The following is a 12,716-nucleotide window of genomic DNA, read 5'->3' as shown; positions in this document are numbered from 1 at the left end:
CAAGCCGCCCTGGCCTGCGGAGCGGAGACGGCGGACCTGAACGTCCGCCCTACGTCTACTGGCACCGCACAGGCGCTAAATATACGACGCACTTCGGGGACAGGACACGAGGCAACTGACGGAGCAAGGCGTGAACGAGACACCGGACATTCTCAAGAAGATCCTGGAGCACAAGGCGGCCCATGTGGCGCGTATGAGCCAGGCCGTCACCGAGCAGAGCCTGCAGCACGAGGCGGGGTCGGCGAGCCCGCCCCGGGGGTTCCTGCGTGCCTTGCGGGCCGACGCCGGGGCCGGCCGCCCCGCGGTGATCGCCGAGGTGAAGAAGGCCTCGCCCAGCAAGGGACTGATCCGCGAGGATTTCAATCCGGAGGAGATCGCCCGCAGCTATGCTACCGGCGGCGCCACCTGTCTGTCGGTGCTCACCGACCGGGAGTTCTTCCAGGGCCACGATCTCGACCTCCGTGCGGCCCGTGGTGCATGCGATCTGCCGGTGCTGCGCAAGGATTTCATCATCGATGCGTACCAGGTCTGGGAAGCGCGGGTGCTGGGTGCCGACTGCATCCTGCTCATCGCCGCCGCCCTGGATGATGCGCGCATGGCTGAGCTTTACCGCCTGGCCGTCACCCTGGGCATGGACGTGCTGGTGGAAGTCCACAGCGACGAAGAGCTGGAGCGTGCCCTGGTCCTGGAGCCGGCCCTGCTGGGCATCAACAACCGCGACCTGCACACCTTCAACACCGACCTGCAGACCACCCTGCGCCTGCTGGAGCGCATCCCCGCGGGCACTTTCGTGGTCACCGAAAGCGGTTTCAACACCCGCGACGACGTGGAGGCCATGTGGCGAGAGGGCGTGCCCGGCTTCCTCGTGGGCGAGTCCTTCATGCGCGCCCCGGACCCCGGCGAGCAACTCCGCGCCATGTTTCGCTGATCCGGCGGGTCCAGCCGCGGATACCACCGGTGGCCCCCTCAAGCGTAAAGCGGACCTGTGGGGCGGACCCGTAGACTTGTAGGGCGGACCTTCAGGTCCGCCGTCGACAGACATGCAAGCAAGCCAAGGCGGCTCATCGGGGCTTTAACGGCGGACCTGAAGGTCCGCCCTACGTCCGCTCACCGCGTAGGAGCGGCGCCAGCCGCGACGGGTACCGTCCCCGACATCTTACCGCGTGTTGAAAATCACCATGGTCTTGCCGGACACCGAGATGAGCTCCCGCTCCTCCAGGTCCTTCAGCACCCGACCTACCATCTCCCGGGAGCAGCCCACGATGCGGCCCAGCTCCTGGCGGGTGATGCGGATCTGCATGCCGTCCGGGTGGGTCATGGCGTCCGGCTCCTTGCACAGATCCAGCAACGTGCGCGCCACCCGCCCGGTCACGTCCAGGAACGCCAGGTCGCCGACCTTGCGGCTGGTCTTGCGTAGCCGCTCCGCCATCTGTCCGGCCAGGTAGAAGACGATCTCCGGATCCTCGGCCGCCACCTGGTGGAAGCGCGAGTAGCTGATCTCGGCCACTTCGCAGGAGGTACGGGTCCGCACCCAGGCGCTGCGCACGGTCTCCTGGCCGAAAAGCCCCAGTTCGCCGAAGAAATCACCGGCATTTAGGTAAGCCAGCACGATCTCGTGGCCGTTCTCGTCCTCGATGATCACGCTCACCGAGCCCTCGGTGATGTAGTAGAGCGCGTCGGGCTGGTCGCCCGCATAGATGATGCCCGTCTTGCTGGGGTAGCGCCGCCGGTGGCAGTGACGCAGCAGATTGTCGATGGACCAGTTTGTTCTTCTCGTAGGTTCGGCGACGGTCATGTATCCACCCGTGTTGGTTGCGTCCGTGTGCCGCGGGAGCCTGATGTCCCTGCGAAGCGTGTCCGTATACGCCGTTTTCTCCTCCAATCGTAGACGAGTATAACGAACCATGCGGTTGGGCCAAGCACGTGTGGTGTTGTCCGTCCTTGGGCGCATGGATTTACCCTTGCAGGTCATGTGTCTATAATGCCGCGGCTACGCGCGCCCGGGGCGGGGTCCCGCGCCAGGCGCGAACGGATCCTCGGAACGCTGGAGCAGTCCATGCACGCGACGGTGAAATGGGTCGGTGGAGCCGCCTTTGAGGGCACCCCGGGCAGCGGGCATACCGTGCGTATGGATGGCCCGCCGGATTTCGGTGGTCAGGACAGCGGCGTGCGCCCCATGGAGATGCTGCTGCTGGGGTTGGGCGGTTGTTCCGCCTTCGACGTGGTGCACATCCTGCAGCGCGGCCGCCACCCGGTGAGCGACTGCGTGGTGGACGTGGAGGCGCAGCGCGCCGAGAGCGACCCCAAGGTGTTCACGCGCATCCACATGCATTACCGCGTCAGCGGCGAGGGGCTCGGGGACGCGGCGGTCAAACGCGCCGTGAATCTGTCCGCCGAAAAATACTGCTCCGCTTCCATCATGCTCGCGCAGGTGGCGGAACTCACCCACGATTACGAGGTCGTGAGCGCCTGACGAGCGGCAACATGCCGGACGGCGGCGATCCCGAAAGCACATCCTGGCGGAACGCTCCCTGGGTCGACATCGGAGGACGGGCTATTGGTCCAGTCAGAGGGGCTGAGGCTTCACGGGTTCAACAACCTGACGAAGTCGCTGAGTTTCAATATCTACGATATCTGCTACGCCCGTGATGCGCAGCAGCGGCAGCGGTATATCGAGTACATCGACGAGGTATACAACGCCGAGCGGCTGACGCAGATCCTCACGCAGGTGGCGAACATCATCGGTGCCAACATCCTCAATATCGCCCGGCAGGACTACGAGCCCCAGGGTGCCAGCGTTACCCTGCTGATCTCCGAGGAAGAGGAGATCGAGGGCGCCGAAGTTGGCAGTGCCGCCCCCGGTCCGCTGCCGGACACCGTGCTTGCGCACCTGGACAAGAGCCACATCACGGTGCATACGTATCCGGAGACGCACCCGGATCACGGCATCAGCACCTTCCGGGCGGACATCGATGTCTCCACCTGCGGCGTGATCTCGCCGCTGAAGGCGCTGAACTTCCTGATCCACTCCTTTGACTCCGACATCGTCACCATGGACTACCGGGTGCGCGGGTTTACCCGGGATGTGGAGGGGCGCAAGCACTTCATCGACCACGAGATCAACTCGATCCAGAACTACCTGTCCGAGGACACCAAGGAGCAGTACCACCTGATCGACGTGAACGTCTATCAGGAACACATGTTCCATACCAAGATGCTGCTCAAGGAGCCCAAGCTCTCCAACTATCTGTTCGGCGAGTCGGCCTCGGACTTCTCCGAGGAGGACAAGCAGCAGATTCGCATGCAGCTGCGCCGCGAGATGGCGGAGATCTTCTACGGCCGCAATCTGCAGCCGGGGCAGGAAGTCTCCCTTGGGCTGGAGTTCCGTTGACCGTCATGAGTTACTACCAGCGCCATGTGTTCGTCTGCACAAACCGTCGCGAGGACAACATCGCCTGCTGTAACAACGGTGTGGCGGATGACGCCAGGGCCTATCTCAAGGACAGGATCAAGGCGCTCGGCGAGAACGGCCCCGGGCGGGTGCGTGTGAGCAGCTCCGGCTGCCTCGGCCGCTGCGCCGAGGGGCCCGTGCTGGTGGTTTACCCCGAGGCCACCTGGTACACCTGGGTGGACAACGAAGATCTGGACGACATCATCGAGCAGCACCTGCAGTCCGGTACGCCGGTACAGCGGTTGTTGATCGACGGGTGATCGCCCGGAATAAAGCCCCCGCTGTCGCTTGAACCGCGCCGGGGATTTGGTTACTATCTGCGCCCTTCTTAATCAGGACGACGGCGCTCGGAGTGAGTGTGCATGAAGACCTTTAGCGCGAAACCGGCTGAAGTTGAACGCGACTGGTTTGTCGTGGATGCCGATGGCAAGACCCTCGGCCGCCTGGCCACCGAAGTGGCACGGCGCCTGCGCGGCAAGCACAAGCCGGAATATACGCCGCACGTGGACACCGGCGACTATGTCGTCGTTGTCAACGCAGACAAGGTGCGCGTCACCGGCAACAAGTCGACGGACAAGATGTACTACCGTCATACCGGTTTTCCGGGACATCTGCGGTCGAAGACGTTTGAAAAGCAGCATGCCGAGAAGCCGGAATCGGTGGTGGAGCTGGCGGTGAAGGGCATGCTGCCGCGCAACCGCCTTGGCCGCGCCATGGCCAGGAAGCTCAAGGTCTACGCCGGCGCCGAGCATCGGCACCACGCGCAGCAGCCCAAGCCGCTGGAGCTCTAAGCGAGCCCGCGAAACAACGTTCGGACGGAATCAGCAATGGCAGAAGAGCAGTATTACGGAACCGGTCGCCGCAAGACCTCCCGCGCAAGGGTGTTCCTGCGTCGGGGCAGCGGTGACATTCGCGTCAACGGGCGTTCGCTGGAAGAGTACTTCGGCCGCGAGACCGCCCAGATGGTGGTGCGCCAGCCCCTGGAGCTGGTGGACGCCTTGGATCGGTTCGACGTCAATGTTACCGTCGCGGGCGGTGGTGGCAGTGGACAGGCCGGCGCCGTGCGTCACGGTCTGACCCGCGCGCTGATCCAGTACGACGAAGAGTGGCGTACGCCGTTGCGCCGTGCCGGCTTTGTTACGCGTGACAGCCGCATGGTGGAGCGCAAGAAGATCGGCCTGCACAAGGCCCGCCGCGCCACCCAGTACAGCAAGCGCTAACGCGCACCCGGTTATTGGGGGATCGTCTAGCGGTAGGACTACGGACTCTGACTCCGTCAACCCAGGTTCGAATCCTGGTCCCCCAGCCAACAGAGAAAGGGCCCCGTCAGGGGCCCTTTTTTTGTTGCCCTGGGGGACTTTATTCGCAGCTTATGCCAGAGAGGTCTGGCCGGGATGCGCGCGTAGGGTGGACCTTCAGGTCCACCTTCCCTCGACATGCAAGCCAAGGCGGCTCATCAAGGCATGAACGGTGGACCTGAAGGTCCACCCTACAGTGGCTTGTGCCAGAGACGTCTGGTTGGGCAGGGAGTGATTTTGATTGTTCGATGCAGGCTGTGCCGGGGTCCACGGATGGACCCCGCATCTCCTGGTCCCCCAGCCAACAGAGAAAGGGCCCCGTCAGGGGCCCTTTTTTACTCCACCTGATCCAGGCGACAGATGGCGCCATCCGCCGGCTCGCCCTCTGCCGGGCCCACCTGCCCCATGTGCGCAGCCTGCGACGTTGCCGGGGCTGGTCCCGGCTCACCCGCCAGCAGCCGCTGCCGCCGGAGCCGCCGCTCCTGGGACGGTGAGCGCCCCTGACGCTCGTGGTAGCACTTGGTGAAGTGCGGCGGCGATACAAAGCCGCAGGCCAGCGCAATGTCGGTGATGGGCATTTCCGTCTGCAGCAGCAATTGCCTGGCCCGCGCCAGTCTCAAATCCATGTAGTAACGCGTGGGTGCACAGCCCAGGTGTCGCTGGAACAACCGCTCGAGCTGGCGCCGGGAGAGGCGGGCATGAGACGCCAGTTCGTCCAGGGTCAGCGGCTCGTGCAGGTTCGCCTCCATCAGTGTCACCACCTCCACAAGCTTGGGCTGACTGGTGCCCAGCCGCACCTTGAGTGGCGTGCGCTGGCGCTCGCTGAAATCGCGAATACGCTCATGCAGGTATTCCTCGGCGATGTTCTCGGCGAGATCCGCGCCATGCTCGCGGGCGATCAGGGTGAGCATCATGTCCATGGGGGCGACGCCGCCGGAGCAGGTGTAGCGATCCCGGTCCAGCACGAACAGCTCGGAGGAAAACTCCACCTGGGGGAACAGTAACGCCTCGTGGATGCTGGAGATGTGCTCCCAGTGCAGGGTGCAGCGGTAGCCGTTGAGTACACCGGCCCGCGCGAGAATGTACCCGCCGGTACAGACCGAGCCCAGCGCCACGTGGCGACTCGCCAGGCGGTTGATCCAGGTGAGCACGTCCCGGTCCAGGTGGGTCTGAACGTCAATGCCGCTGCAGACGATGACCAGGTCCAGCTCCGGTGCCGTCTGCATTGCGTAGTCGGCGCTCACCGAGAGCCCGTTGCTGGCACGCACGGGGCCGCCATCCCGGCTCACCATTGACCATTCATACAGCGTTCGCTCCGTCAGCTGGTTGGCCATGCGCAATGGCTCCAGTGCGGAGGTGAAGGCCATGTTGGAAAAGCCGGGGACCAGCAGGAAGCCGACTTTTCTGGGGCGGGTGCTCGGCGCGCCTTGCTGCGGCATCGTCTTCTCCTCCGATCGATGCGTTTACTGGTTGGACACTTGCCCGGTCCAATTGGTTTTCTGGTAACGCTCGCTATTTTTCACTTTGCGACTTGGTTAACACTGTTCCATCTACGTCATTGCCTGTCGTCGCGGCGCCTCCCGGCCGTAAAATCCGGTGATTCGATGTTGCGGAAACCACTGTAATTGCGCCGGTTTGTCGCTCGCAAACCCACGTAAGGCGTTTGCGGGCAATCGTGACGGCCGAAGCCGCGGAATAATTCAGCCTCAGTGGCATGACAGACGACGCCCGAGGGGGAGGAAACATGGCAACGAGCGTGAAAGAGGTGGAAGCGGCAGTGGCGGACGTGCCGCCGAGCAACCTGGAGATCGCACGGCATACGCCGCGCCGACCCATCGCCGAGATCGCGGCCCGCATGGGGCTGGATCCGGATCACGTGGAGCCGTACGGTTTCGATGTGGCCAAGATCGATCTGGCCGCCATCCATGCCCTGGCGGACCGGCCCCGCGGCAAGTACGTGGTGGTTTCGGCGATTACGCCCACGCCGCTGGGCGAGGGCAAGACCACCACCTCCATCGGGCTCGCCCAGGCGTTCCACCACGTGGGGCGCACAGCCTCGGTCGCATTGCGGCAGCCATCCATGGGCCCGACTCTGGGCATCAAGGGTGGCGCCGCTGGCGGCGGCTACAGTCAGGTGATCCCCATGGAGCGCATCAACCTCCACCTCACCGGGGACATTCACGCCGTGGCGGCGGCGCACAACCTGCTGGCGGCCATGATCGACAACCACCTGCACCATCGCCGGGGTGTGGATCTGGATCCCCAGCGCATCACCTGGAAGCGGTCCATGGACATCAACGACCGCTCCCTGCGCAACATGGTCATCGGTCTCGGTGCCCAGGGGGACGGTTTCACCAGGCAGACAGGGTTCGAGATCAGTGCCGCCTCCGAGGTGATGGCGATCCTGGCGCTCGCGCACTCCATCAGTGATCTGCGCCAGCGCCTGGGGCGGATCGTGGTGGGCTACACCCGTAGCAATCAGCCGGTGACGGCGGAGGATATCGGTGCCGCCGGTGCCATGACGGTGCTGTTGCGCGATGCCCTCAAGCCCAATCTACTGCAGACCCTGGAACACACCCCGGCGCTGATGCACGCCGGTCCGTTCGGCAATATTGCCCACGGCAACTCCTCCATCGTCGCCGACCGGATCGCGTTGCGCACCAGCGATTTCCTGGTCACCGAGGCAGGTTTCGGCGCCGACATGGGTGCCGAGCGGTTCTTCAACATCAAGTGCCGGGCGTCTGGCATGGAGCCGGATGCCGCCGTGCTGGTGGCCACCGTGCGTGGGCTCAAGTTCCACTCCGGGCGCTTCAACGTGGTGCCGGGGCGACCGCTGCCGGAGGCCATGACCGCCGAGAATCCGGACGACGTCTACGCCGGGGCGGACAACCTGCGGCGCCAGATCGCCAATATCCGTGCCCACGGAATCTCCCCGGTGGTGGCGATCAATGTCTTCCCGTCGGATTTCGCCTCGGAGCATGCCGCCATTCGTGACGTGGCCGAAGGGGCAGGGGCGCGGGTGGCGCTGTGCACCCATGTCCGCGATGGCGGCTCCGGCGCCGCCGAGCTGGCCGAGGCCGTGGCCGAGGCGGCGGAGGACCCGGGCGAGTTCCGCTTCCTCTACCCCGACGACATGGCCCTGGATGACAAGATCAAGCGCATCGCCACCCACATCTACGGCGCCGACGGCGTGGTGTTCAGTAACGAGGCCCGGCGTCAGATCGACGCCTACCAGTACCAGGGATACGGTGAACTGCCCGTGTGCATCGCCAAGACCCATCTGTCCCTGTCGGCGGACCCGTCCCTGCAGGGCGCACCCACCGGCTGGACCCTGCCGGTGAAGGAGGTACGGCTGTCCGCCGGCGCCGGGTTCGTCTATGCCCTGTGCGGGGACGTTCGCACCATGCCCGGGCTGGGCAGCGATCCCGCCGCGGCGCACATTGACATCGACGAGAACGAGCAGGTGGTGGGCCTGTTCTGAGCCCCGGAAACGGTAGCTGAATCAGGGCCGTCCCGGTACCATACGCAGAGTCCACCCGGCCAAGTGTTCATGGCCGGGTGGTTCTCCGTGGTCGGGGCAGGGAATGGCATCCATGAAGGTACTGGTCACCGGCGCCGCCGGGTTCATCGGCTCCCACGTCGCACAACTCCTGCTCCAGCGCGGAGACACCGTCGTCGGGCTGGATAATCTCAACGATTACTACGACGTCACCCTCAAGGAAGCACGCCTGGCGCGCCTGCGCGACTGGGACCGGTTCCGCTTCGTGCGCCTGGATGTGGCCGATCAGGCCGGCATGATGGCGCTGTTCCGGCACAGCGGTTTCCACCGGGTGATTCACCTGGCGGCCCAGGCCGGCGTGCGCTACTCCATCGAGAATCCCCATGCCTACGTTGACAGCAACGTGGTGGGGTTCATGAACATCCTCGAGGGCTGCCGCCACGCCGGTGTGGAGCACCTGGTCTACGCCTCCACCAGCTCCGTGTACGGCGCCAACACCGCCATGCCCTTCTCGGTGCACCAGAACGTCGACCACCCGCTGTCCATGTACGCGGCCACCAAGAAGGCCAACGAGCTCATGGCGCATACCTATGCCCACCTCTACCGGCTGCCGGTGACGGGGCTGCGGTTCTTCACCGTGTACGGCCCCTGGGGGCGCCCGGATATGGCCCTGTTCCTGTTCACCCGGGCCATCCTCAACGGTGAGCCCATCGACGTCTTCAATTACGGGAACCACCGCCGCGATTTCACCTTCGTGGACGATATCGCCCAGGGCGTGATGCGCTCCATGGATCACGTGGCCACGCCGGATCCCGAATGGTCCGGCGATGCGCCCGATCCGGCCACCAGCGCGGCGCCTTACCGGCTCTACAACATCGGCAACAACCGGCCCATCGAGCTCATGCACTACATCCATGTGCTGGAAGAGTGCCTGGGCCGCGAGGCGGACAAGCGCATGCTGCCCATGCAACAGGGTGATGTGCCCGATACCTGGGCGGACGCCGAGGACCTGGTGAGGGAGGTGGGCTATCGCCCGGATACGCCGGTGGAAGAGGGCGTGCGTCGTTTCGTGGACTGGTACCGCGATTATTACAATATCTGAATACTCTGAAGGGATTGCAGAACCATGAAAGTCACCATCTACGGCAGCGGCTACGTCGGCCTGGTTACCGGGACCTGCCTGGCGGAGACGGGCAACGACGTCCTCTGCGTCGACATCAACGCCGAGCGCGTGGCGCAGTTGAACCGCGGCGAGGTGCCCATCTACGAGCCGGGCCTCGAGGACATGATTGCCGCCAACCGTCAGGCCGGTCGGCTGCGCTTTACCACCGACGTGGCTGAGGCCGTGGATCATGGGCTTCTGCAGTTCATTGCCGTGGGCACCCCCTCGGACGAGGACGGGTCAGCCGATCTCAAGTACGTGCTGCAGGTGGCCCGGAGCATTGGCGAGCACATGAGCGCCTACCGGGTGATCGTGGACAAGTCCACCGTGCCGGTGGGCACCGCTGACCGGGTCCGGGAGACCCTGGTTGCCGCCCTGGCCGAGCGCGGCATGGATGTGCCCTTTGCGGTGGTGTCCAACCCCGAGTTCCTCAAGGAAGGGGCAGCCATCAGCGATTTCATGAAGCCGGACCGGGTGATCGTGGGCAGTGACGACCGTCGCGCCACCGAAATCATGCGCGACCTCTACGCGCCCTTCGGGCGCAAGCAGGAGAAGGTGCTGGTCATGGATGTGCGCTCGGCGGAGCTCACCAAGTACGCCGCCAACGCCATGCTGGCGACCAAGATCAGCTTCATGAACGAGCTGGCCGGGCTCGCGGAGCGCCTTGGAGCCGACATCGAATCCGTGCGCCACGGCATCGGTTCCGACCCGCGTATCGGCTACCATTTCATCTATCCGGGTTGCGGCTACGGCGGTTCCTGCTTCCCCAAGGACGTCAAGGCCCTGGCCCACACCGCCCGGGACGTGGACTACCAGCCCATGATCCTGGATGCGGTGGAGGCGGTGAACGCCCGCCAGAAGCAGGTGCTTTTCCAGCGTCTGAACGAACACTTTCACGGCCATCTCGCCGGGCGCACCATTGCCCTGTGGGGGCTCGCGTTCAAGCCCAATACCGACGACATGCGTGATGCCCCGAGTCGCACGCTGATGGAGGCGCTGTGGCAGGCGGGCGCCCAGGTGCGCGCCTACGACCCGGAGGCCATGGACGAGACCCGGCACATCTACGGCGAGCGCGCCGATCTGGTTCTGTGCGAACGTCCTTACGAGGCGTTGGAAGGGGCGGATGCCCTGGTCCTGTGCACCGAGTGGCAACAGTTCCGCAGCCCGGATTTCGACCGGATCCGCAACACCCTGAAGCAGCCCGTGCTGGTGGATGGCCGCAATGTCTACGACCCGCGCCGGATGGTGGATGGCGGCTTTACCTACTACGCCATCGGCCGCGGTGCCAGCGTGCGGGAAATGCCGATTCAATGATTCGCTGTCGCTGCCGGCCTAGCGACGCAGTGGCCAGTCCACGGGGTTTGCAAGGCGTTGCCGGGTATTCCGTTTGCGCCTGAACGTATGACAAAAGATTCCTTTTTCGTCTAAGCGCCGGCGGGTACAGTCGCAGCTTTCCGCGGCCACCGATCGCATTGGTGGCCGCGACCATTTTCGCGTTGTGCGCCTGGTGTACCACAGGGGGGCAGGTCTTGGGCTGGGAAGCATGGCTGACCGTTGCCGTGGTGGTGGGCGTCCTGGGTGTACTCACGTTCACGCGGCTGGCGGCGGACATGGTGTTCCTGGGTGGTGTCACCATCCTGCTCCTCACCGGTGTGCTGGATGCCCGCGCCGCCTTTGGTGGCCTGGCGAATCAGGGCCTGATCACCGTCGCTGTCCTCTACGTGGTCGTCTCCGGCCTGCAGGAGACCGGTGGCATCCACTGGATCGTGCAACGGGTGCTGGGCCGGCCGCGTTCGCTGGGGCATGCGCAGCTCAAGCTCATGAGCCCGGTGGCGGTGTTGAGCGCCTTCATGAACAACACGCCGGTGGTGGCCATGCTGATCCCGGCGGTGAACGAGTGGGCACAGAAGTTCGGTCTGTCCAACTCGAAACTCATGATTCCCCTCAGCTACGCGGCCATTCTGGGCGGCACCTGCACGGTGATCGGCACCAGCACCAACCTGGTGGTCAACGGCCTGCTGGTGGACCGCACCGACCACGGCCTGCGCATGTTCGACCTGGCCTGGGTCGGGTTGCCCGTCGCAGTGGTGGGCATTGCCTTCATCATGCTCACCACCCGCTGGCTGCTGCCGGATCGTCAGCCACCCATGCAGCGCCTCACCGATCCGCGGGAGTACAGCGTGGAAATGCTGGTGGACCCGGAAGGTCCGCTGGTGGGCAAGAGCATCGAGAGCGCCGGGCTGCGTCATCTCTCGGGCATGTTTCTGGCCGAGATCGACCGCAACGGCGACATCCTGCCGGCCGTGGCGCCCCAGGAAAAGCTCCAGGGCGGTGACCGGCTGGTGTTCGTCGGCGTGGTGGAATCCGTGGTGGAACTGCAGAAGATCCGCGGGCTGACGCCGGCGACGGATCAGGTGTTCAAGCTGGAAGGCCACCGCTCCGAGCGCATCATGATCGAGGCGGTGGTCTCCGGCAGTTGCCCGGTGGTGGGGCAGACCATTCGCGACGGCCGCTTCCGCTCCCGCTACGATGCGGTGGTCATCGCCGTGGCCCGCAACGGCGTGCGGCTGGGCGGCAAGATCGGCGATATCGTCATCCAGCCGGGGGATACCCTGCTGCTGGAGGCCAAGCAGGCCTTCGTTGACCAGCAGCGGAACAGTCGCGACTTCTTCCTGGTCAGTCAGATCCGGGATTCCTCGCCGCCCCGGCATGAGCGCGCCCCGGTGGCCCTGGCCATGCTGGGCGTGATGGTGGTCACCGCCGGCATTGGCGTGCTCAGCATGCTGGAGGCCGCACTGCTGGCCGCCGCAGGGATGCTCCTCACTGGCTGCTGCACGGTGGAGAATGCCCGGCGCAACATCGACTGGTCGGTGCTGCTGGTCATCGCAGCGGCTTTCGGTCTGGGGGCGGCCATGGAGCAGACCGGCGTGGCACTGGTGGTGGCCCACAGCGTCATCCAGGCAGCGGGTGATGCGCCGCTGGTGAACCTGGTGGCCATTTACCTGCTGACCGCCGCGTTTACCGCGGTGATCACCAACAACGCGGCGGCGCTGCTGATGTTCCCCATTGCCATGGCGCTGTCATCGGACCTGGGGGTGAGTATCATGCCCTTCGCCGTGGCCATCATGCTGGCTGCTTCGGCGAGCTTTGCCACGCCCATCGGCTATCAGACCAACCTGATGGTGTACGGCCCGGGCGGTTATCATTTCTCCGATTTCATGCGCATCGGACTGCCGTTGAACCTGGTGACCGCGCTGGTGGCGGTGCTGGTGATTCCGCTGGTCTGGGGATTCTGAGACCAGGGCC

At 64.9% G+C, this 12,716-nt stretch carries 12 protein-coding genes and 1 tRNA gene; 11 read left to right on the top strand and 2 right to left on the bottom strand.

From position 1 onward, the window contains the following. The first annotated feature begins 130 nt into the window (after positions 1–130). Positions 131–928, top strand: a complete 798-nt coding sequence (gene trpC / locus KU884_RS16560; protein ID WP_167783649.1) for an indole-3-glycerol phosphate synthase TrpC — start codon at positions 131–133, stop codon at positions 926–928. Between the two features lie 228 nt (positions 929–1,156). Here the strand turns inward: trpC and crp are convergent, their stop codons facing one another. Then, positions 1,157–1,795 carry a cAMP-activated global transcriptional regulator CRP gene (gene crp / locus KU884_RS16555; RefSeq protein ID WP_167783648.1) on the bottom strand — a complete coding sequence of 213 codons (639 nt, stop codon included), beginning with the start codon at positions 1,793–1,795 and terminating at the stop codon, positions 1,157–1,159. 261 nt (positions 1,796–2,056) lie between these two features. On the opposite strand from crp, the gene KU884_RS16550 reads away from it, so the two are divergent. From KU884_RS16550 to KU884_RS16525, 6 genes are all read left to right on the top strand, one after another. Next, positions 2,057–2,473, top strand: coding sequence for an OsmC family protein (locus tag KU884_RS16550; RefSeq protein ID WP_167784311.1), 417 nt, complete (start codon positions 2,057–2,059; stop codon positions 2,471–2,473). An 84-nt stretch (positions 2,474–2,557) separates the two neighbouring features. Then, positions 2,558–3,391, top strand: a complete 834-nt coding sequence (gene speD / locus KU884_RS16545; protein ID WP_167783647.1) for an adenosylmethionine decarboxylase — start codon at positions 2,558–2,560, stop codon at positions 3,389–3,391. A gap of 5 nt (positions 3,392–3,396) precedes the next feature. Then, entirely contained in the window at positions 3,397–3,711 is a 315-nt protein-coding gene (locus KU884_RS16540; RefSeq protein WP_167783646.1) for a ferredoxin, read from the top strand. Positions 3,712–3,813: 102 nt separating this feature from the next. Then, the gene (gene rplM, locus KU884_RS16535) at positions 3,814–4,242 is read left to right on the top strand and encodes a 50S ribosomal protein L13 (RefSeq protein ID WP_167783645.1); all 429 of its coding nucleotides are present in this window, start codon (positions 3,814–3,816) and stop codon (positions 4,240–4,242) included. A gap of 36 nt (positions 4,243–4,278) precedes the next feature. Continuing rightward, positions 4,279–4,671 (top strand): 30S ribosomal protein S9, encoded by a 393-nt coding sequence (rpsI, locus tag KU884_RS16530; protein WP_167783644.1) that lies wholly within the window; start codon positions 4,279–4,281, stop codon positions 4,669–4,671. Between the two features lie 15 nt (positions 4,672–4,686). Then, positions 4,687–4,760, top strand: a tRNA-Gln gene (locus KU884_RS16525). A gap of 324 nt (positions 4,761–5,084) precedes the next feature. Here KU884_RS16525 and KU884_RS16520 read toward each other — a convergent pair. After that, positions 5,085–6,188, bottom strand: a complete 1,104-nt coding sequence (locus KU884_RS16520; protein WP_167783643.1) for a GlxA family transcriptional regulator — start codon at positions 6,186–6,188, stop codon at positions 5,085–5,087. 305 nt (positions 6,189–6,493) lie between these two features. Here KU884_RS16520 and KU884_RS16515 point away from each other — a divergent pair, with 305 nt between their 5' ends. The 4 genes from KU884_RS16515 (at position 6,494) to KU884_RS16500 (ending at position 12,706) form a co-directional block, all read left to right on the top strand. Beyond that, positions 6,494–8,230 (top strand): formate--tetrahydrofolate ligase, encoded by a 1,737-nt coding sequence (locus KU884_RS16515; protein ID WP_167783642.1) that lies wholly within the window; start codon positions 6,494–6,496, stop codon positions 8,228–8,230. Positions 8,231–8,342: 112 nt separating this feature from the next. Next, positions 8,343–9,350: an NAD-dependent epimerase gene (locus tag KU884_RS16510; RefSeq protein WP_167783641.1), complete on the top strand. Its 1,008-nt coding sequence runs from the start codon at positions 8,343–8,345 to the stop codon at positions 9,348–9,350. 24 nt (positions 9,351–9,374) lie between these two features. Next, positions 9,375–10,724 carry a UDP-glucose/GDP-mannose dehydrogenase family protein gene (locus tag KU884_RS16505; RefSeq protein WP_167783640.1) on the top strand — a complete coding sequence of 450 codons (1,350 nt, stop codon included), beginning with the start codon at positions 9,375–9,377 and terminating at the stop codon, positions 10,722–10,724. Between the two features lie 215 nt (positions 10,725–10,939). Then, positions 10,940–12,706, top strand: a complete 1,767-nt coding sequence (locus KU884_RS16500) for an SLC13 family permease (RefSeq protein WP_167783639.1) — start codon at positions 10,940–10,942, stop codon at positions 12,704–12,706. Positions 12,707–12,716: the final 10 nt, after the last annotated feature.

The sequence above is a fragment of the Aquisalimonas sp. 2447 genome, assembly GCF_012044895.1.
Classification (GTDB): domain Bacteria; phylum Pseudomonadota; class Gammaproteobacteria; order Nitrococcales; family Aquisalimonadaceae; genus Aquisalimonas.
This window is presented reverse-complemented; position numbering and strand designations above follow the sequence as displayed.

Bases quoted from the DNA above. Each gene is read 5' to 3' on its own strand.
- rplM (WP_167783645.1), top strand. From the start codon at position 3,814: ATGAAGACCTTTAGCGCGAAACCGGCTGAAGTTGAACGCGACTGGTTT.
- rpsI (WP_167783644.1), top strand. From the start codon at position 4,279: ATGGCAGAAGAGCAGTATTACGGAACCGGTCGCCGCAAGACCTCCCGC.
- KU884_RS16505 (WP_167783640.1), top strand. From the start codon at position 9,375: ATGAAAGTCACCATCTACGGCAGCGGCTACGTCGGCCTGGTTACCGGG.
- KU884_RS16515 (WP_167783642.1), top strand. From the start codon at position 6,494: ATGGCAACGAGCGTGAAAGAGGTGGAAGCGGCAGTGGCGGACGTGCCG.
- crp (WP_167783648.1), bottom strand. From the start codon at position 1,795: ATGACCGTCGCCGAACCTACGAGAAGAACAAACTGGTCCATCGACAAT.
- KU884_RS16540 (WP_167783646.1), top strand. From the start codon at position 3,397: ATGAGTTACTACCAGCGCCATGTGTTCGTCTGCACAAACCGTCGCGAG.
- KU884_RS16550 (WP_167784311.1), top strand. From the start codon at position 2,057: ATGCACGCGACGGTGAAATGGGTCGGTGGAGCCGCCTTTGAGGGCACC.
- KU884_RS16520 (WP_167783643.1), bottom strand. From the start codon at position 6,188: ATGCCGCAGCAAGGCGCGCCGAGCACCCGCCCCAGAAAAGTCGGCTTC.
- KU884_RS16510 (WP_167783641.1), top strand. From the start codon at position 8,343: ATGAAGGTACTGGTCACCGGCGCCGCCGGGTTCATCGGCTCCCACGTC.